This window comes from Burkholderia sp. AU33803, from assembly GCF_002223095.1.
In the GTDB taxonomy this organism is placed as follows: Bacteria; Pseudomonadota; Gammaproteobacteria; order Burkholderiales; family Burkholderiaceae; genus Burkholderia.
Window position 1 is genome coordinate 281316 of the sequence record NZ_NKFJ01000008.1, and the last position, 18630, is coordinate 299945.

At 61.6% G+C, this 18630-nt stretch carries 19 protein-coding genes; 12 read left to right on the forward strand and 7 right to left on the reverse strand.

Annotation, left to right across the window (positions count from 1 at the left end; genetic code table 11):
* Positions 1 to 40 precede the first annotated feature (40 nt).
* A complete protein-coding gene (locus tag CFB41_RS32795) occupies positions 41 to 1165 on the forward strand; it encodes a succinylglutamate desuccinylase/aspartoacylase family protein (RefSeq protein ID WP_089459465.1) in 1125 nt (374 codons plus the stop codon).
* Between the two features lie 126 nt (positions 1166 to 1291).
* Here CFB41_RS32795 and CFB41_RS32800 read toward each other — a convergent pair whose 3' ends face one another.
* Complete coding sequence (locus tag CFB41_RS32800) at positions 1292 to 2197, reverse strand: LysR substrate-binding domain-containing protein (RefSeq protein WP_089459466.1); 906 nt, start codon at positions 2195 to 2197, stop codon at positions 1292 to 1294.
* Between the two features lie 166 nt (positions 2198 to 2363).
* Here CFB41_RS32800 and CFB41_RS32805 point away from each other — a divergent pair, with 166 nt between their 5' ends.
* The 6 genes from CFB41_RS32805 (at position 2364) to CFB41_RS32830 (ending at position 6682) form a co-directional block, all read left to right on the forward strand.
* Positions 2364 to 2906, forward strand: a complete 543-nt coding sequence (locus CFB41_RS32805) for a sugar ABC transporter (protein WP_089459467.1) — start codon at positions 2364 to 2366, stop codon at positions 2904 to 2906.
* A gap of 6 nt (positions 2907 to 2912) precedes the next feature.
* Entirely contained in the window at positions 2913 to 3239 is a 327-nt protein-coding gene (locus tag CFB41_RS32810) for a hypothetical protein (RefSeq protein WP_089444348.1), read from the forward strand.
* Positions 3240 to 3257: 18 nt separating this feature from the next.
* Entirely contained in the window at positions 3258 to 4103 is an 846-nt protein-coding gene (locus tag CFB41_RS32815) for an MBL fold metallo-hydrolase (RefSeq protein WP_089459468.1), read from the forward strand.
* A gap of 216 nt (positions 4104 to 4319) precedes the next feature.
* A complete protein-coding gene (locus tag CFB41_RS32820; protein WP_089459469.1) occupies positions 4320 to 5066 on the forward strand; it encodes an SDR family oxidoreductase in 747 nt (248 codons plus the stop codon).
* A gap of 153 nt (positions 5067 to 5219) precedes the next feature.
* Complete coding sequence (locus CFB41_RS32825) at positions 5220 to 6074, forward strand: DJ-1/PfpI family protein (protein ID WP_089459470.1); 855 nt, start codon at positions 5220 to 5222, stop codon at positions 6072 to 6074.
* A 125-nt stretch (positions 6075 to 6199) separates the two neighbouring features.
* Positions 6200 to 6682, forward strand: a complete 483-nt coding sequence (locus CFB41_RS32830) for an SgcJ/EcaC family oxidoreductase (protein ID WP_089459471.1) — start codon at positions 6200 to 6202, stop codon at positions 6680 to 6682.
* A gap of 99 nt (positions 6683 to 6781) precedes the next feature.
* Here CFB41_RS32830 and CFB41_RS32835 read toward each other — a convergent pair whose 3' ends face one another.
* Together CFB41_RS32835 and CFB41_RS32840 are read right to left on the reverse strand one after the other, a co-directional pair.
* Positions 6782 to 7729 (reverse strand): GlxA family transcriptional regulator, encoded by a 948-nt coding sequence (locus tag CFB41_RS32835; RefSeq protein WP_089459472.1) that lies wholly within the window; start codon positions 7727 to 7729, stop codon positions 6782 to 6784.
* A gap of 165 nt (positions 7730 to 7894) precedes the next feature.
* Positions 7895 to 8878, reverse strand: coding sequence for an AraC family transcriptional regulator (locus CFB41_RS32840; RefSeq protein ID WP_089464081.1), 984 nt, complete (start codon positions 8876 to 8878; stop codon positions 7895 to 7897).
* A gap of 197 nt (positions 8879 to 9075) precedes the next feature.
* On the opposite strand from CFB41_RS32840, the gene CFB41_RS32845 reads away from it, so the two are divergent.
* Entirely contained in the window at positions 9076 to 9912 is an 837-nt protein-coding gene (locus CFB41_RS32845; protein ID WP_089459474.1) for an alpha/beta hydrolase, read from the forward strand.
* A gap of 242 nt (positions 9913 to 10154) precedes the next feature.
* On the opposite strand, the gene CFB41_RS32850 is transcribed toward CFB41_RS32845, so the two are convergent.
* Both CFB41_RS32850 and CFB41_RS32855 read right to left on the reverse strand, forming a co-directional pair.
* Entirely contained in the window at positions 10155 to 10703 is a 549-nt protein-coding gene (locus tag CFB41_RS32850) for a glutathione peroxidase (RefSeq protein WP_089444356.1), read from the reverse strand.
* 305 nt (positions 10704 to 11008) lie between these two features.
* Positions 11009 to 11335 carry an EthD family reductase gene (locus CFB41_RS32855; RefSeq protein WP_089459743.1) on the reverse strand — a complete coding sequence of 109 codons (327 nt, stop codon included), beginning with the start codon at positions 11333 to 11335 and terminating at the stop codon, positions 11009 to 11011.
* Between the two features lie 356 nt (positions 11336 to 11691).
* On the opposite strand from CFB41_RS32855, the gene CFB41_RS32860 reads away from it, so the two are divergent.
* On the forward strand, positions 11692 to 13599 hold the full coding sequence (locus CFB41_RS32860) for a DUF3857 domain-containing protein (RefSeq protein WP_089459475.1): 1908 nt from the start codon (positions 11692 to 11694) through the stop codon (positions 13597 to 13599).
* A 291-nt stretch (positions 13600 to 13890) separates the two neighbouring features.
* Here CFB41_RS32860 and CFB41_RS32865 read toward each other — a convergent pair whose 3' ends face one another.
* Positions 13891 to 14367, reverse strand: a complete 477-nt coding sequence (locus CFB41_RS32865) for a GNAT family N-acetyltransferase (protein WP_089459476.1) — start codon at positions 14365 to 14367, stop codon at positions 13891 to 13893.
* Positions 14368 to 14883: 516 nt separating this feature from the next.
* Positions 14884 to 15348: a GNAT family N-acetyltransferase gene (locus CFB41_RS32875; RefSeq protein ID WP_089459478.1), complete on the reverse strand. Its 465-nt coding sequence runs from the start codon at positions 15346 to 15348 to the stop codon at positions 14884 to 14886.
* Positions 15349 to 15498: 150 nt separating this feature from the next.
* Between CFB41_RS32875 and CFB41_RS32880 the strand changes: the two genes are divergently transcribed.
* From CFB41_RS32880 to CFB41_RS32890, 3 genes are all read left to right on the forward strand, one after another.
* Positions 15499 to 16161, forward strand: coding sequence for a GntR family transcriptional regulator (locus CFB41_RS32880; protein WP_089444359.1), 663 nt, complete (start codon positions 15499 to 15501; stop codon positions 16159 to 16161).
* A complete protein-coding gene (locus CFB41_RS32885) occupies positions 16145 to 17386 on the forward strand; it encodes a dicarboxylate/amino acid:cation symporter (protein ID WP_089459479.1) in 1242 nt (413 codons plus the stop codon). Before CFB41_RS32880 ends, CFB41_RS32885 begins: the two co-directional genes overlap by 17 nt.
* 140 nt (positions 17387 to 17526) lie before the next feature.
* The gene (locus CFB41_RS32890) at positions 17527 to 17931 is read left to right on the forward strand and encodes a hypothetical protein (RefSeq protein WP_089459480.1); all 405 of its coding nucleotides are present in this window, start codon (positions 17527 to 17529) and stop codon (positions 17929 to 17931) included.
* The last annotated feature ends 699 nt before the right edge of the window (positions 17932 to 18630 follow it).

An 18630-nucleotide genomic window follows, 5' to 3' on the forward strand; every position in this document is an offset into this window, starting at 1 on the left:
CGTCGACACGCATCCCATTCGTCTCAGGCCAGGACCAAACATGGAAATCATGGATCTCCCGCTTCCCGATCTCTCGCCCGGGACGCGGATGACACTGCGCGAGTACACGTTCGGCCCGAAGGATGCGGAACATTCCGTCTATTTCCAGGCGGCCTTGCATGCCGGTGAAGTGCCGGGGCTTCTCGTGATCCAGCATCTTCTGGCGAGGTTGGAATCGCTCGAATTCGATCGGGCATTGGCCGGGCGCGTCACCGTCATGACATGGGCCAATCCGGTCGGCATGCAACAGTTCGTCGGCGGAACGCTGACCGGTCGGTTCGACTGGGCGGGCAGCGGCAATTTCGATCGCCGCTTCCCCGATATCGGTTCGGAAGTCGTGCGGCAATTCACAGGCGGAAGCTACCCGACGAATCGCGACGACGCGAAATACCGGTTGATGGAATTGGCCAGGCCTGCCGAACAGGGAAGCGATCCGGTCGCGTATCTGAAAACGATCTTGCTGTGGCGCGCATTTGCGCACGACATGGTTCTGGATCTGCACTGCGACAAAACTGCCGTGATGCACGTGTACGGCAACTGGGCGCACGAACAACGTGCGGTCTCGCTATCTCGGTGCCTGAATGCTCCCGTGTTGCTTCTCGAGGACAGCGCCGGTGGCAGCACGTTCGACCAGTCGTTTCACGACGCATGGTCTGCTCTCCGGCGATGCGGCATGCAATGCGGATCGCGACAGGGTTTCGCCGCGGTCGTCGAACTACGGGGCCAGCGGGACGTGTCCGACACACTCGCCGCTTGCGACGCAGGCGCGCTAATCGACTTCCTGAGAATCAAGGGCTTCGTCGTCGACGGCCGACCACCGGCGCACCGCGAGCCTCCTGTCATATCTGCGCTCGAGGCGGTCGATCACCTGAAGGCAACGCGAACAGGGATCGTGACGTGGAGCGCGCCCGTCGGCAGTTTCGTCGCCAGAGGAGCGGAGATCGGCGCGATAACAGCTTTGACGGACGGCCAGGCCGAGTCACGCACGGTGGTGCGAGCAAGCATCGACGGCATTCTCGTCGCCCGCATGCATGTCCACTTTGTACTTGCCGGCCAGCGGATTGCAATGATCGCGGGACAGGACCAAGTTCCGGGGCGCGTCAGCGGGGCACTTTTGCCGGATTAAGCCCTCTCGGCGCGGCGAGCATCAACGCATCCCGTCTCGCTTACCGATATTGCATTGTGCATCCTGCCAGGTTTAGGCGTTGCGCCATGCGCCAGTTGCGCAGGCCGGCACATTCACCTGTGCCCGTCACGCACTACCGCCCGGCTCCGATCCCCGCGCTTCATCCAGCATCCAGGTCGCGAAGGCCCGCAACGGCCCGTCGGCCAGCTCGATCGGTTCGGGTAGCACGAGGCAGAAGTTTTTCGTCACCGTCTTGCCCTCCGGCCAAGGCGCAACCAGTCGCCCCTGCTCGAGCTCCGCGTCGATGTACAGGCGCGGCACCAGCGCGACACCCAGGCCGGCCAGCGCCGCTTCGATCAGCATCGAATGGAGGTCGTAGCGTGCGCCCACCGCCGAATTGGTCAGCACGATGCCGGCCGCCTGCGCATAGGCCTGCCACGCGTCGGGATTCTGTCGCCGATGAAGACGCGGCAGTGCGTCCAGCGACGGGTTCGCCCCGGCGCCGGCGAGCAGCGCCGGACTGCAGACGGGCACCAGCACTTCCTCCAGCAGCGGATGCGGATGCATCCCCGCCCATGCCGGATGCTCGAAATGAATCGCTGCGTCGAAACCGCTCCCGGCCAGCAGGAACGGCTCCATCCGCTCGGCGATATGCACGGTGATGTTCGGATGCCGGTCCTGAAAGCGTTTCAGCCGCGGGATCAGCCAGCGCGTCGCGAAGGTCGGGATGGCGGCGATATCGAGGCTCGCGCCTTCGATCGGCTGCCCCATCAGGTACAGGCTGTCCCGTTCGAGCCGATCCAGAATCTCGCGAACCTGCACCGCGTATCGCGCACCGTTCGGCGCCAGCCGTACCCGGTTGCCGATCCGCTCGAACAGCGTGACGCCCAGGAACGCCTCCAGCCGGCCGATCTGGCGACTGACGGCACCCTCGGTCCGTGCCAGCTCCTCCGCGGCTCGGGCAAAGCTGCCGTGTCGGGCCGCGGCTTCAAACGCCTGGAGCGCGGAATTGCTCGGGATCTTGCGGGACATGGACGTCTCGTTGGTCGGAGTGTGTTCACCGTCAGCTTGAGCAAATATCACTGAAGGCTGACTTTATTTCGTTTTATGGCGCGGAATCGCGAGCTTAGCATTACGTTACCGCACTGACCATCACGCCTCCCCAGATGAATGTGCCTCCTGCCCAAAGGACGATCCCATGATCTATACCGTGGAATGCAGCTTCGCCGACCTCGACAGCGAAGCCGAATGGAACGACTTCTACAGCCTTGAAAAGCTGCCCGCGCTGATCTCGGTCACGGGGTTTCACACGTCGCAGCGGTTCAAGGCGATCACCGGCGGTTGCCCGGTTTATCTGGCGATCCACACGATCGACGGCCTCGATGTCCTGACCGGCGATGAATATCGCCGCAAAGGCGGCGGCAATTTCGCGAAGTGGCAACGACACATCACCGACTGGCACCGGAATCTCTACGGCGATATCGGCTTCGCGCCGGCGGTAAACGACGATGAACTTCTCGCACTGAGCGCCGGCGGCCCCGATTCGCTGATTCGATTGGGCCTCCACCCGCTGGCCATGCAGGCCGTCGCGCTGGAGCAGTGTCCGGCGCGCCGTTGGCTCGCCGTCGTGCCACGGAACAGTGCGCAGCTTGTCGAGGCGCTCCCGGAAGGCATTCACCTTTACGCGCCGATGACGGCGCAGTTGACGAGCACACGCGCCCTTTCGATTGCACAGGAGTAGACCGCGATGCCGAACGTCACTTTCTCGATCGATGCGACGCGGATGCCGGCTGATGAAAGCCTTGCCGCGCTGTCGCGCGATTGCGTCGAACTCTGCACGCAGGTGCTCGAGGCTGAACTCAAGAACGTCCATGTCATTTTCCTGGCGGTTCGGCACGGGCACGGACATCCCGTCTTCGCCGACATCCGGTATCGCGTCGGCACGCCGCGCACGCCGGAGGTCATGAACCGGTTCATGGACGCGCTGGATCAGGCGATCGTTCGCCGCACCGGCCTCACCGCGCGCATTCGGTGCTTTGGTTACACCGCGTCGACCATTCACGCTCGCAACTAGCCGATTCGGAGCAACACGATGTCCGCCCTTACCTTTCCTGTTCAGCAAGTCGGGGATTTCACGATTACCGCCATCAGCGATGGATATCTCACTGCCAGTCTCGACTTCCTGTCGAATATCGATTCGGATGACGCATCAAAAATGCAGCGTGATGCCGGACAGAAAGAACCCGCGGCCGTTCATATCAATTGCTACGTCGTACGCGGAGCGGGCCGCACCGTTCTCATCGACGGTGGGGCTGGCGGGTTCAAGCAATGGGGCGGCCAGCTCAAAACGAACCTGGTGCTTGCCGGTATCGAACCCGCTGCGATCGACACCATCCTGCTGACCCATGCGCATCCCGATCACGTCGGTGGGCTGGTGAATGATGCAGGACAGGCCGCGTTTCCGCATGCGGAGCTGGTCGTGCATCAGCGAGAGGTCAGGTTCTGGCAGGACGACGGAAATCTCAGTCGCGCGAGTGAGCGGGCTCGCGGCAACTTTGCGAAGGCGCGTCAGGTATTCGATGCCTATGACGACCGACTTCGCCTGTTCGAAGACGGACACGTGCTCCCCGGCATCCGCGCGCTGCCGCTGCCGGGACACACCGATGGACACACCGGATATGTCCTCGAATCCCGCGATCAAGGCCTGCTTGTCTGGGGGGACGTGGTGCATTTCCCGCATATCCAGATTCAACGGCCGGACGTATCGATTGCGTTCGATCACGATGCGTCGCTGGCAGCATCGACACGGTCACGCCTTCTCGATCAGGTCAGCGCGGACGGCCTGCTGATCGCGGGGATGCACCTGGGGGAACTCGGGTTCGCACGTATCAAGCGGACGAACAGTGGGTATGGGTTGCTTTACGAGAACGAGGGCTGAAGCCACACGTGTACGGATGTGCGATGCCGCCACCTCACGCCGACATGCCTGCGTCACTCGTTTGATCCAGGTGGCGTTTTTTGAGGGTTATACGACCTTTGCGCCATCCGCTTCGCGTTCCATACTGCACGTGAAGATCGAGCAGGGAAAAGCACAAACGCCATCGCGTCTTGCGCTTTCGCGCCCGATCAATCACGACGTAGAAAGGAGCAAAAGATGAGGCTTAAAGACAAGTCGGCGTTAATCACCGGTGGTACCAGTGGCATCGGTCTTGCCACCGCGAAGCGTTTCATTGCGGAAGGCGCCCGCGTCGCGGTGACGGGCCGCGACGAGGCGGTGTTCGAGCGCGTGAGGGCCGAACTCGGCGAGCATGCGCTCGTTCTCAAGGGCGACGTGCGTTCGATCAACGACATGCGGGCGATTGCCGCTGAAGTCGGCGAGCAGTTCGGCGGCCTGGATATCGTGTTCGCGAACGCCGGCTGGGCGTTCCCGTCCGCAGTCAACGATATCGACGACGCGCTCTACGACGAGATCATGGACATCAACGTCAAAGGCGTGGTGTTCACGCTTCAGGCGGTGCTGCCGCACTTGCGAGCGGGCTCGTCCTTCATTCTCAACACCTCGTTCGTCGCGCAGACCGGCAAGCATGGCATCTCGTTGACCGCAGCCGCGAAGGCCGCCGTGCGATCGCTTGCCCGCAGTTGGTCCTACGAGTTTCTCGACCGGAAAATCCGCTTCAACGCGATCGCGCCCGGTGCGATCGACACACCGCTGCTGACCAAGTGGGGCATGCCGGACGAATGGGTTCGCGACCGCAAGGCCGAGTTCGCCAACGCCATTCCGGTGGGCCACATGGGCAACGTCGAGGACATCGCCAACGCCGCGCTCTATCTCGCCAGCGACGAATCCGCGTACGTCGTCGGCACCGAACTGGTCGTCGACGGCGGCGCCTCGCAGCTTTGAGCGCGCGGCGCCCGATTCCGGCGCCCTGCGTGTCATCGCGGCTCATCCACCTGTCTGATCTCACGTCCGCCACGCTTTGAATCGCGGCGGCGATTTCATGCGGCCCAGCCTGGTAGCACTCTTAGCAGGGCCGCCCCGCAAGGAGAATTGATCTTGACCGACAGTAGCGAAAACAATACTCCCGGATCGCCACTCACCCGAGCCGGTCGTTCCCGCCGCGATGTGCTCAAGTTCGGCAGCATCGCGACGCTCGGCGCCGTCCTCGGCGGCGGCGCCCTGCTTGGAAACGCCCCCTCTGCGCTTGCACAGACCGGCAGCGACGGCGCACTTGCCCCGAACGACCCGCTCGATATCCTGATCGTCAATTACGACGGCGGCACGCTGCTCGACTTCGCCGGCCCCAGCGAGGTCTTCCATCGGCTACCGAATACGAACGTTCGCTACGCGAGCCTCGACGGCGGCAACGTGACGCTCGAATTCGGCGTCGTGTACGGCAAGACCGAGCGGCTGGCCGATATCGACAAGACGGACGTGCTGCTGGTCCCTGGCGGGTCGAATCTGTCGGCGCCGATGCGCCCCGCGTATCAGGCGCAGATCCGGCGCCTGGCAGAAAGTGCCAAGCATGTGACGTCGGTCTGCAACGGATCGCTCGTGCTGGCCGCAACGGGCGTTCTCAACGGCAAGCGAAGCGCCTGCCACTGGGCCTTCGTCAACAAGCTGGCCGAATACGGCGCCATTCCCGTGCCCGATCGCTTCGTCGAAGACGACAACGGCCGGTTCATGAGCGGCGGCGGCGTGACGGCAGGCATCGACTTCGCCCTTCGCGTGGCGGCGAAGCTGCGCGGTCAACAGGCCGCCGAACTCACGCAGCTCGTGATCGAATATGATCCCGCGCCGCCGTTCCACTCCGGCCATCCGAGAGAGGCGCGGCCGGAAGTCATCGCGATGGTCGACAAGAAGCTGCCCGGTGCATCCAGGGGGCTCGCACGCGTCCCGGGCGTTCGTTGAATCGCTTGCAGGCAATGTGGGCCAATCCATCGAAAGACTGCGATGAACACTGCGACCGACATTGCCTGTTTCATCCTATAACTTTCGCAGTCCTTTACATTAAAACCATACACGGAAATCACTCGATGCAACAGACCCGTATTTTCACGGCTGCCCTTGCGGCCTGCGTCACTTTCTTCGCGTTCGCCGCGCCCGCGACTGCCGGTGGTTCGCCACGTCCGCCCGAAGCGGCCATCAAGGCCGAGAATGCGCGGTGGGCGGATGCCTTTGCGCGAGGGGATTACGAGGCGATCGGCCGCCTCTACACCCGCGACGGCACGCTCTTGCCGCCCGGAGGCAACAAGATCACGGGACGCAACGCGATCGTCGGGTACTTCACCAAGGGGTATGCCGGATCAAAGCCCGCCACCGTATCGTTCAGCAATGACGAGTTCTACGGTAACGACCGGGTCGTGACAGAGGTGTCGGATGTGGAGGTCCACGACCACGACGGACAACTCAAATTCCGCGGCAAGCAGACGCTCGTCTTTCTGAAAGAGGGCGGCGCGTGGAAGTTGCATCGCGACATGTGGAACGATGACGGCCCGCTGACGGCGGATGGCCATTGAGCGTCTGGTGAAACGCTTGGCGATCTACCCAACGCGCCGCTAGTGCGTGAGAGGGGCCTCGCCCAGGCAGCGCGGATCGCGCCGGCTGAGGATAGTCGATCAGCGCGCGCCGTTCGCTCGGCTCTCGCGTCGAATCGCTTGCGGCGGGTGCCCATGCAGTTTGATGAAGGCCCGCCGCATCCGCTCCGGGTCGGTGAACCCGACCGCCAGCGCAATCTGTTCGATCGGTTCGCTGCCCCCCTGCAGGCGCAGCCGTGCCGCTTCGACACGCAAACGCTCGACCGCCTTCGCCGGTGTTTCTCCGGTTTCCCGGCGAAATGCGCGCCCGAACTGCCGCAAGCTCAAACGTGCGGCCTCGGCGAGCCGCTCGACAGGCAACGCTTCCGCCAGGTGTTCCCGCGCAAAATTCAGCGCGATGCGGATGCGATCCGATTCCGGCTCCATCTGCGACATCGCCGAGAATTGGGACTGACCGCCCGGCCGACGATACGGAACCACCAAAAGCCGGGAGACAGCGCGCGCAACCTCCGCGCCCAGATCTTTTTCAATCAGGCCGAGCGCCAGGTCGATGCCGGACGCGATACCCGCCGACGTCCAGATGCGCCCCTCCTCGATATAAATGCTATCGCCCTCGACCTTGGCGCGCGGGAAGCGTGACTGCAATTGAGCCGCGTATCGCCAGTGCGTCGTCACCCTCACGCCGTCCAGCAAGCCGGTTTCCGCGAGCAGAAACGCCCCCGTACACACGCTTGCGACCCGCGCAGCCTTGGCGCCCAGTTTTTTGGCGGCGGCAATGTTCTCCGGCGTCTGCATCGGATCGATGTCGCCGCCCACGAAAATGACGGTGTCGAACGTGCGCCTTCCGATCGGCTTCGTGTCGACCGACAGGCCCGTATTGCCCGGCACCGGGCCGCCGGACTGCGAGATGACGTGGAGATCATAGGGCGCGTGGCCCGCGGCCGTGGCGACCTGGTTGAAGGCCGACAGCGGCCCGCCCAGATCGAGCGCATCGTAGCCACGGCAAACGAAGAATCCGATTCGATGCATGACGAAGTCGTTAACTGAAAATCCCGTAAAGTCGCATTTTACGAGGAACCCTCAAATAGCGCCATTCAGCCGGAAATGAGGGAAATACGTCGTTTACGTCGTGATCGATTGTCCGTATGTCTAACCGCCGGCATCTGCCGGGCCGGGATGGCAATCAGACCCACCCTACTCCGCATTCACCTTCCGCCACTGCATCGGCGACATCTCGTACCGCCCTCGAAACGCGCGACTGAACGCCGCTTCCGACGTATACCCAACCCGCCCGGCAATATCCGAAATCGGCGCACGGCTGTACCGCAACAACTCCGCCGCCCGATCCAGGCGCCAGGTCGTGAGATAGCTCAACGGCGCCTGCCCCACGACACGCTGGAACCGGTCCGCAAAAGCCGACCGCGACAGATTCGACAACTCGGCAAGATCACTCACGCTCCACGCCCGCCCGGGATCGGCATGAATGGCCGACATCGCCGGGTTGATCCGGCTGTCGATCGCGCCGGACAGCCACCCGTGCCCTGCCGAGCCCTCCGTCGCCCAGGTGCGCAGCAACTGGACGAAGATGACGTCCAGCAATCGGGAGATCATCGCGGCGGCGCCCGCGCGCGGGCTCAACGCCTCGTCGAGGATGAAATGGCAGCTCAGCTCCAGCCACTCGAACGGCCGCTCCCGCAACCCCTTCAGCACCAGTACCGGCGGCAGCACGGACAGCAACCGTTGCGACAGCACGCCGTCGAATCCGAAATCGCCGCACAGCCACGTGGTGTCGCCGCTCCCGATCGTCAGGCGCTCGCGATCGTAGTACTTTGGCGCGAGATCCGTGACGAGACTCGCGGAGCGGCCCGGCCGGTCGGAGATGACATGGCCGTGGCCATGCATCAGCATGACCAGGTCTCCCTGCGACGCGTGATAGCGCTCGTCGAGCCCCTCCACTTCGATCGCCACGCTGCCGCTACGGATGATGTGCAGACGATACTTGCCGGCAGGAAAGCGCAACCCGAAAGGCGCCGAGGCCGCGCACGTGAAGACCGTATTGCCACGGATGCGGATCAGCTCCAGCACGTCGGAAAAGGCATCCCGCTTGAAGGCGAACGGATCTGCCCCATCGTCCAGCGTCGTCGGCGTTTGAGCAAAGAATTCCGGCTTCTTGGCCATGTCGCGTACCCGGATGGTCTTTATGATGGGCACATCATTCACGCTGAATGACGCCGGTGTCAAAGACTATTCTCGAGGTACGGCAATCGCGTAGTACCCCTTGTTTCGTTGCTGGCAAGCACGGGGCAGACGGCTCCGGAAATACCGAGGTGTCGTGGGCGTGACGTTCGTCATTCAGCGATCAAAGGAGCAGGGATATGAATCCGGAAACGCATACCGACACGGTTGTACTGATTCACGGTCTGTGGATGACACCGTTGTCGTGGAAACATTGGGTCACGCGCTACGAGCAGCGCGGCATGCGCGTCATCACGCCGGGGTATCCGGGCGTCCAGCCGGGCACGGCCGGCGTCGAGGCGCTGCGTCGCGACCCGTCGCCGCTGGTGAATCTGGGCGTGCGCGAGATCTTCGACCACCTGGCCCGAACCATCGCCGCACTCGACACCAAGCCGATCATCATGGGGCATTCGTTCGGCGGCGCGTTCGCCCAGCTTCTTCTCGACGCGGGCTACGGCTCGGCCGGCGTCTCGATCGACGGCGCCGGGGTGAAAGGTGTATGGGCGCTGCCGTTCAGCCAGATCAAGGCGGCGTTCCCGGTCCTGCGCAACCCGGCCAACGTGCATCGCGCGGTGCCCATCACCGAGAGAGAGTTTCACTACGCGTTCACGAACAACCTGAGCCTCGAGGAATCGAAAAAGGTCTATGACCGCTACGCGGTGCCCGTGTCGGGGCGGATCCTGTTTCAAGGCGCGTTCGCGAACGTCAACCCGAATGCCCCGACGCGCTACAACTTCGCGAACGACGAGCGCGCACCGCTGCTCTTTATCGCCGGCGGCAACGACAACATCCTGCCGCCTGCTGTTCAGCGCGAGAATTTCGAAAGGAATGCGAAGGGTTCGCGGACGATCTCGGCGTACAAGCTGTTCGACGGCCGCAGCCACTACACCTGCGGCGAGAAAGGCTGGGAGGAGGTTGCTGACTTCGCGCTCGACTGGGCGCAGGCGCCTGCGGCGGGGGATCTCGGCAAGCGCTAAGTTATCGGTCAATGGCCCAATTCCCGAACGGTGTCGTGCAACGTCAACAGGCCGTTGAACGACTTGTCGGTCTGACGCATTCTCCGGTTCGCCAGTCGAGGCAGGCACCCCCTCGCGTTCCGGTTTTCAATGTGCGAGTGGCAAGTCGGCAGACATGGTGTTGGATTGCCCCGTCCTGGCACCCTCGACCACGGGTGCAGGTCAGGCAATCCTCCGGCACGGCACGCGTCACGCGCGCCGGCTTACGCGGCCTTGGCCAGCTCCGCGTCGATGGCGGCGACCAGCTTCGGGTCGTCCGCGGTCGTATCGGGCGAGAAACGCGCGACCACTTCGCCCGTGCGGCTCACGAGAAACTTCTCGAAGTTCCACAGCACCTCGGGCGCCGGGTTCGGTTGAATGCCGTAGCCTTCGAGACGCGTACGGAACGGGCCGTCACCGGTCGCCTGCGGCTGCGCCTGGGTGAGCGAGCGATAGAGCGGATGCTTGTCGTCGCCGATCACGGAGATTTTCGAGAACAACGGAAACTTCACGCCGAAGGTGCCGGTGCAGAACGACTGGATCTCCGCATCGGTGCCCGGCTCCTGCCCCTTGAAGTTGTTGGCGGGGAACGCCAGCACTTCGAGACCCTCCGCGCGCTTGCCTTCGTAGAGCGCCTCCAGACCTTCGTATTGCGGCGTCAGCCCGCATTTGGACGCCACGTTCACCACCAGCAGCACTTTTCCTTCGTACGCGCGCAGGGTTGTTTGCGCGCCGTCGATGGCGTTGACGGGAATATCGTAAATCGTGCTCATGTCTTCATCCTTCAATGGATCAAATTGATGGCGAGCCGCAGGAATCGCGGTGTATCGCGTTCATTGGAAAACCCTGGACGTCGGTCGGCAAAGGCGCGTTGTCGACGCTCGTGATCTGCGCATAGCAGAGCCCTATCCTACTGCGAACGTTCAACTTCCTGCTTGCAGGCGCGGACCGTGGGGTCCGACAGGCGACCTGGAAAGGCCCAGGCTTCGATACAACGTCGGAATGGCCGCATAAGCGTCGCCCCGTTGCAGGGGTATGCCATCAGCGGATGCGGTGCGTGGCGACATCCGAGCCTTGGTCAGACTTCCGAACGCTCTACGACCACCTCACTGATTTGAAGCACGGGCTGTATATCCGTGTAATTGGCGATGTCGGCCATGATCTCCTGCGCGTGCGGATCCCGCGCCGCCTGGAAGGCTTCGACAGACGTGCAGACGAAGTCGCACTTGGCCACGTAGACAGGCTCAGTGCCCGGAGCACCGCCTGCGATGCCCTTGTCGACCGTGTAGTACAGACATGCCGCACCGAGCCGCTGCTTCACCATTGGCATGTGCTTGTCGCGGTAGTAAGCATGATCGAATCGTGCGCCTGCGGTGTACGGGTACATGACACTGACTTTGATCATCGGGTTCTCCTGTTGCTGCATGGGAATCGAGGCGCCAACGCTCGCGAGACGACATCGAGGCTGCCGAGATCGGGCGTGGCGAACGCTTCTTGCAGAAGACGTACTGACTCTTCCGATTGCGCGCCGATGAACCCGTCTCGCCGTTTTGGCGGCACTGAGTGTACCCGGCTACGACATGTCGCGGATGCTGGCGACATGGCTTGCAATCAACCGACAACTTCCTGTCGATGCAAACAAGACACGCGCAAGTCAATTTCGCACGCGCACCGCGATTCGTAGCGGTATGCTCGTCGTCGTGGTAGTTTCTTGCTTCCCTCCTCGCAAGAGGAAGATAAGAAACCACGAGGGCAATCCACATGCTGATTGCACGAGACGGCCGATCCATTTCAATCGGCTGCATGCGACTGTCACACCTCGCGGTGGCGGTAGTCGCCATGCACGCTGCTGCCGCTTTTTCCGCTGATTTCTCTCCACCCGCAACCGTCTTGTCCGACGACACGGTCTACACGGTGAATCGCGACAGTTCGTCGATTCGTGACCAATCCAGGTCGATCCGGATAGAGACGGAACAGGGCGTCAGGTCGTACGGTCAGGTTTCGTATCGATATAGCCCCGAGTTGCAGAAGTTCGACGTGATCGAGGCTTACACCACCACGCGCGACGGCGTACGGATCGACGTCCCGTCCAATGCAATTTTCACTCGTCAAAGCGCGTCGAGCATCCACGCCGCCACCTTCGACGACAACCTCGTCAAGACGATCGTCTTTCCCGGCGTAGAACCTGGCGCGACCGTGACCATGCACACGCGTGAGACACAGGTCACACCGCTTTTCCCCGGCAATTTCTCGGCCGACGACACGTTTCCGAACAACAAGCCGATCCAAAGCGCCAGCATTACGATCAATGCGCCATCCTCAATGAAACTGTATGCCGATGTGGTCGATATGCAGGGCGGACGGGTTGCAGCGGATGTCGACGGCCGGCAGACATGGCGCTGGACGATAAAAGGTGCAACTGCGCAGCCACTCGAAGCCAATGCGCCGAGCATCGAGGATCGCAGCCCGCGGATCGTGGTCACGACGTTCCCGGGTTACGCGGCGCTCGGGCAGGCATACGCCGCCCGTGCGCGGCCGCAGGCGACCATTACGCCCGACGTGCAAACGCTGGCCGACGAGGTCACGAAGGGAATCGCCGGCCGGCGCGATCAGGCAGATGCGCTCTATCAATGGGTCAGCCGAAACATCCGCTACGTCGCAGTGTTCCTCGGTTTCGGCGGCGTCGTTCCGCATAGCGCACAAGACGTCCTGCATGCACGCTATGGCGACTGCAAGGACCATACGACGCTGCTGCAGGCGCTGCTGGCAGCCAAAGGCATCGCGAGCGACACGGTGCTCGTGAACGCGGACAGCCGCTATTGGCTGCCTTCGGCCGCCAGTCCGTTGGCTGTGTTCAATCACGCGATCACCTACGTTCCCGAGTTCGATATCTACCTTGACTCAACCGCGGGCACGGCGCGATTCGGCACGCTTCCTTTCAACGAGCAGGGAAAGCAGGCGTTGTTGACCGGCGTCGGCAATGAGCAGTCTCGCTTGGTCGTCCTTCCCGTTGCACGCCCCGATGCCGACACGGTGACGGTCATTACGCACGTCGCACTCGACAAACTCGGCACCGTTCGTGGCGATAGCGAAGTCAAGAACGGCGGCGAATACGACTGGGTCGCGCGTTCCGTATTCTCCCGGCTGCCGGCTGGTTCGGAACCGGTGTTTGCGCAGGCGTTTCTGACTGCGAGCGGGTTGGACGGCACCGGCCGCTACATCCATGGCGACATCAATGATCTCTGGATGGCGTTTTCGTTTTCCAGTGTGTTCGAACTACCGGACTACACCGCTCTCCCCGGCCCCGGCGCCATGCGCGTCCCAAGAGGATTGGGCGGCCTCAACACGATATCCAGTGCCATTGACGGGGTAGGTTCGGCCAGGCGCAAAACTCCGTTCCTGTTCAAGGCAGGACACTTCAGCGAAATCACGAAACTGGAATTGCCGGCCTCGATGAAAGTGTTGAGCCTGCCCAAGCCCGTCACCATTACTTCGCCGTTCGGCACTTATACGTCGTCCTATGCGATGGAAGGCAGAACCATCAGCGTGACCCGAACGCTTGATTTGACATCGAAAGTGCCATATCTGCAGCCGGACGAATATCCCGAGCTCGGAAGAATGGCGACATCGATCAAGCGTGACCTTGCAGCGCAGATCGTGTATCGATAATCGACTGGCCAGGATCACAAACCCGGCGGTCGACGGACCATGACGAGATGCCGGACAGCTCAAGGCCCCAATGACAAGCAGGGGTCAGAGATCGCCGCGCACTTCACCGGTTCCCGGCGCGCTCCGCTACCGGTTGACTTCAGCCCAAAGCTCATCGCTGTCGTCACTGCACAGCACGACCATTCCGACCGGCTCAAAACGACCCGAAGCGCACCAATGATATTCCCGGTTACGGTCGTTGGTCGCAGGGGTGTGAGTCACGGCCGACCACTGCCGGATGCGGGTGGCAGTCTACGCGTCCGCTGCAAGGCACTTGGTCATTGGCACACAAGCCAATTCGATTCCACGCGAAGTTCGGTAAGTCGAAACCACGTCGCCCGTCCAGCCGCAACGACGATAGAACGGCGCCGCGTTCAGCGTTGCATCGAGACGTATTTCGACGAGTCCGTGAGTGCCGGCCAAGGTCTCGACGAACTGCAGAATCCCGTATCCAATGCCGCGCCCCATGTGTGACGGCCGGACGAAGATGGCGTCCACTTGCCCGCTTGCGATCGTCAGCATACCGGTACCGACAACCCGCCCATCATCGACGGCAACGTAAAAGTCACGTTCGACGATGCTGACCCATTTGTCCGAAGGCGTGCCATCCACCCATCCGGAAAGGGCTGCCTCGGGATAGTAACCGGCGCACGCGGCATGCACCGACGCATGACGGATATCCCATGCAGCGAGGGCGTCATCGCAATTCGCTTTTCGTATCGTCAGCATGCCGCGCTCCTCTCGCCACGCGACCGGTTTGCCACGCCGGCAGCATTCCGAAGGACGTCAACACGTACTCTGTCATGCATGCAATCACTCCTGTCCGTGCCAATACATTCGGAGCGACTGAAAAGAAACGGCCCCGTCATGACTGGCGGGGCCGTTGAGGAAGTCTATATGTGATGAATGAACGTCACGATTCCCACGACTCGCCACTGGCGATCATGGTGCACATCATGGAGTTGAGCGCGTCGGAGTTCATCGGGTGATGATGCCTATCCAGAGCATGATCGTCAATGGGGCTTTGACGACGCTCGACGAACTGAGCGATTGCGGCGCATGTCTCGAACTGGCCAGATTCTTCCTCATGACGAGGACGGTTCGACGCAATCACTTCGGCGAATCAAGACCCTTATTGCAGAAATCCACGGACATCACACGCAATCGGAGATGGCTCAGCGCAGTAACGCCGGACTAGGCCACGCATAAACGATCTAGTCATCTGACGTCCGCACCCAACGAAAATCAGCCCCCGATCTGGCGCTGCATGAGATAGAACCTCATGTCGTCGCGACCTTTCATTGAAATCGGTTTCGGATCGCGATTAAAGCCGAGCATTTCATAAAATGGGTATGCCGATTCCCGCGCCGTACACCAGAGCAATAATCCACGCTGTTCGCGGACATAACGAATGGATAGATTGACCAGCAGGCGTCCGAATCCCAGACCACGCACCGATGGATGGACGGCCATGCCGCGAAGGCGCCAGGCTTCAGCATTCAAAACACCGGATTGTCCTTCTTGGCACACCGACGCCACAGCCACAATGCCGTCGTTATCACGCACGGCAAAGTGCATGGTCGTCGGGGCGAGGTCTCCGGGTAACGCACTCCCTTCTTCATCTCCAGCCATCAAGATCGCGGCCCTGAGGGGATAGGTTTCTTCCGCGCGAACGGCGCAGATGGTAAAGCGCACATCTTGTGAAGTCATCTAATTGTCGGCTCGCTTCTGGACGCAAATAATCTTCCGGTTCGCTTTCAGCATACCCACTCGCAAAATTATCAGTTGCCGGGCGTTACCAGTAAGGGTAATTTTCTATCCGTTATCTCTTTTTCAATCATACGCTAACTGCGATCACAGATGACGTCGAAAGTCTCGACAGATGCAGAGCTTGCCTACGACGAGATCCGATCGAGGATCTTTGACGGCCGCCTTGCGCCTGGACAGAAAGTATCGCATCGAGGCCTGTCGGACGAACTCGGTTTCGGCCAAATGCCGGTGCGCAGCGCATTGCATTTGCTCGAGTCCGAAGGGCTGGTCGTCGTGATCGAAAAGAGTGGGACCTATATCGCGTCGCCGACTACGAGCGATCTCCGCGAAATTTTTGAAATGCGGCTGGCCCTCGAGAGTACAGCCGCGTTTCTTGCAGCCAAGTCGGGCGTAACGGCAGACCTTCGCGACGCGGCAGAGAAAATGCAGGTGCTGATCGACCAGGACGTCGCGGACATCATGCTCGAGCAACGCGTCGGTTGGGTCTTTCATCAAGCGTTATTTGCTGCAGCAAGGAACTTCCGAATCTCGTCCGCGTATAGTTTGTTGCGCGCCCAAACCTTGGCGCTAAACGAACTTCCGCGTAGCGATGCCGAAACCGTTCGGCGCGGCACGATCGAGCACCTGAAAATCTTTCACGCAATCGAAGCGAACGACGGCGAGCTTGCGCGTCAGCATATGTGGAATCACATCGTTGACGGTACGCCCGCACGGATAAAACTACTCAAGGCGCGGCATGAACACGAAAAATAAGGGCCTTTCCCTCCCGCTGCAAATGCTTGGCGGGCTCGTCCTGGGCGTCGCTTGCGGCGTATTTGCTCCCGGCTTTGCCGGGAAACTGGGCTTTCTCAGCGCGATGTTCGGCCATGCGATCAAGATGGTCGTCATGCCATTGATCTTCCTGTCGGTCACGGTCGGTGTCTTTCGTGCGGGCCGACTGCGCGAACGACTCGGAAAGGTCGCACTCGCCAGCATCGTCTTCTTCGTTTTGATGACTGGCCTGGCTGCGTCGCTCGGCCTGCTGCTCAACTTCGCATTTCGGCCGGGTCTCGGTGCGAGCCTCACTCCGTCCGGATCGATGCCCGCAGCACTCGCATCCAGCATCGACTGGACGAAATTTCTCGTTGACTTGATCCCCGCGAACATCGTCGCTGCGCTCGCTGCCGGGAATTCTCTCCCGGTACTCGTTTTCGGCGTCATTCTCGGTGCCGCATTGGCGGCTGCCCCGGAGCGTGCCGAGCCCGCGATTGCCGTTTTCGAGGCGCTGCTGTCCGGCCTGTTCAAAATGACCCAGTGGGTGATCGCATGGTCGCCGCTCGCGATCTTCGCCGCGATCGCGCAACTGTTGTCGGCCAAGGGTTTCAGCGGCGTGCACTCGCTCGTCGAGCTCCTGGGCGTGGCTTATCTCGGCATGGCGGTGCTGGCGGTGATACTCACCGTCGTCATTCGCGTCGCCGGTCAGTCGCCTCTCGCCGTTCTCAGGAAAGTGAAGGAGCCGCTGATCCTGGGTTTCACGACGCGGTCCTCCGAAATTACCTACCCGTTGCACCTGAAGAAGCTGGTCGAATTCGGCGTTCCCCACGGCGTGGCGTCCACGATTTTGCCGCTCGCCTATATTTTCAATCGCGACGGCGCGGTCCTCTACACGGCCCTTGCGGTCGGCTATCTGGCCGACGCCTATCATCTCGCCTGGTCCTGGCCGCTGGTGATCACGATCTTGATTTTGACGATCATCACCATCGACGGAGCCGCCAATGTGCCGTCCGGGGCGATCGTCGCCATCACCATCGTGCTGACGTCGATCGGGTTGCCGGCCGATGCGGTACTGCTGCTGTTGGGCGTCGACGCGTTTTTCGACATGGGGAGAACCGCCCTGAACGTCTACGGGAGCACGGCGGCGGCGGCTGTCGCGGTGAGACTTTCCGGTTCGGAGGACGGTATCGCCGCCGAATCCGTGACGCGTCAGGCGAGCGTGTAGGGTTTGGGAAGCGGCGGGCACAGGGCGCTTCACTGTTGCGCCCGCCCATTGGTACGGCGAAGTGAACAGGGATTGGATGAACGTTCGGTTTCGTTGATCTTCAGTTCGCAGAACGACGGATCTTTTGCAGGAGAAACAGTATGGTTGGTTCAGAGTCCGCAGAGTATTTCATGCTGCGCCTAGGCACGCCGCATCCGACATGGGCATTGACTGATGACAGCAACATGATTGGCATCGGCGATTGTGACGGCGTGGTGAGTGCCCTGTTCGAGCTGGATCGCAACCAGATCGCACGGATTAGAGCCTTGGGCCAATCGGTCGAGAGAATCAGGTGCATTTGCGATCGCGCCGGCCGGGAGCTGCACTTTTATCTCCACGGCAGACAGGTGTCTCCCGGCATGTGGGCCGGCGTCGCGTCGGCCGATCCCGACTATCTGCCGACCGCCGCGATGATCGCAACATGGACAGTACCGCAGCAGCCCTGCGATGCCTTCAAGTTTCCGAGCGCGCGTGCACGTCTGGTCGCATCCGTTAGCCCAGCCTAAACTGCGATCACAGATTATTGCGCAAGGTCGAGCCGGATAAGCCCCGATTTTCGGGGCCGATCGTTTGACATGTTCGTCCGGCTGAGCGCACGCCGTTCAGTGCCTTTGGTTCTGGCACACTCAACCTCGGATCGCCAGGACCATTTTGCTGGCCAGTTCACCGGCCAGCGCTTTTCATTCATGGGTATTCGGTCATCGAGCGACGCCCTTTCATCGCGACGCTCAAGCTCAAGCTCAAGCGCGAGACTACGCGGGAGCCCGCAAAAAACATCCCGCCAACACTGCAGCAGACCCTGCGCCGCACGTGACGAGACGCAACGCGTGACGCACGCCAAGTCCCACGCCCGTCCGTTTCAAGACCAGGAACGCCGCCGCTCTTCTCAACCGCCTTGCGGCGCTCACCGCATCACGGCCCAAGCTCCCTGCTCGCCCCGAGCGCTCCCCGTTCGAACAAAATCCGAAACATTCAGCGAAACCGTATCGGCCTTCGCCTTTGAGCGCGTCTTCCGCGCGACTGCCAGGATCGGCGTCAGATGCTCGTAAAAGCATTCGAGCTGTCGTGCGTCAGACGCCAGTCGCTCGAGGTCGCACGCCTTCTCGAGAATCGATCGAGCGATATGAAAACGCTGAAGGCCGTGGCCGACGCGAACCTGAAACACGACGCCATCGCTGCTATGCGGCACCCCCGCCCACACAAGC

Bases quoted from the DNA above. Each gene is read 5' to 3' on its own strand.
- CFB41_RS32795 (WP_089459465.1), top strand. From the start codon at position 41: ATGGAAATCATGGATCTCCCGCTTCCCGATCTCTCGCCCGGGACGCGG.
- CFB41_RS32800 (WP_089459466.1), bottom strand. From the start codon at position 2,197: ATGTCCCGCAAGATCCCGAGCAATTCCGCGCTCCAGGCGTTTGAAGCC.
- CFB41_RS32805 (WP_089459467.1), top strand. From the start codon at position 2,364: ATGATCTATACCGTGGAATGCAGCTTCGCCGACCTCGACAGCGAAGCC.
- CFB41_RS32810 (WP_089444348.1), top strand. From the start codon at position 2,913: ATGCCGAACGTCACTTTCTCGATCGATGCGACGCGGATGCCGGCTGAT.
- CFB41_RS32815 (WP_089459468.1), top strand. From the start codon at position 3,258: ATGTCCGCCCTTACCTTTCCTGTTCAGCAAGTCGGGGATTTCACGATT.
- CFB41_RS32820 (WP_089459469.1), top strand. From the start codon at position 4,320: ATGAGGCTTAAAGACAAGTCGGCGTTAATCACCGGTGGTACCAGTGGC.
- CFB41_RS32830 (WP_089459471.1), top strand. From the start codon at position 6,200: ATGCAACAGACCCGTATTTTCACGGCTGCCCTTGCGGCCTGCGTCACT.
- CFB41_RS32835 (WP_089459472.1), bottom strand. From the start codon at position 7,729: ATGCATCGAATCGGATTCTTCGTTTGCCGTGGCTACGATGCGCTCGAT.
- CFB41_RS32840 (WP_089464081.1), bottom strand. From the start codon at position 8,878: ATGGCCAAGAAGCCGGAATTCTTTGCTCAAACGCCGACGACGCTGGAC.
- CFB41_RS32845 (WP_089459474.1), top strand. From the start codon at position 9,076: ATGAATCCGGAAACGCATACCGACACGGTTGTACTGATTCACGGTCTG.
- CFB41_RS32850 (WP_089444356.1), bottom strand. From the start codon at position 10,703: ATGAGCACGATTTACGATATTCCCGTCAACGCCATCGACGGCGCGCAA.
- CFB41_RS32855 (WP_089459743.1), bottom strand. From the start codon at position 11,335: ATGATCAAAGTCAGTGTCATGTACCCGTACACCGCAGGCGCACGATTC.
- CFB41_RS32860 (WP_089459475.1), top strand. From the start codon at position 11,692: ATGCTGATTGCACGAGACGGCCGATCCATTTCAATCGGCTGCATGCGA.
- CFB41_RS32865 (WP_089459476.1), bottom strand. From the start codon at position 14,367: ATGCTGACGATACGAAAAGCGAATTGCGATGACGCCCTCGCTGCATGG.
- CFB41_RS32875 (WP_089459478.1), bottom strand. From the start codon at position 15,348: ATGACTTCACAAGATGTGCGCTTTACCATCTGCGCCGTTCGCGCGGAA.
- CFB41_RS32880 (WP_089444359.1), top strand. From the start codon at position 15,499: ATGACGTCGAAAGTCTCGACAGATGCAGAGCTTGCCTACGACGAGATC.
- CFB41_RS32885 (WP_089459479.1), top strand. From the start codon at position 16,145: ATGAACACGAAAAATAAGGGCCTTTCCCTCCCGCTGCAAATGCTTGGC.
- CFB41_RS32890 (WP_089459480.1), top strand. From the start codon at position 17,527: ATGGTTGGTTCAGAGTCCGCAGAGTATTTCATGCTGCGCCTAGGCACG.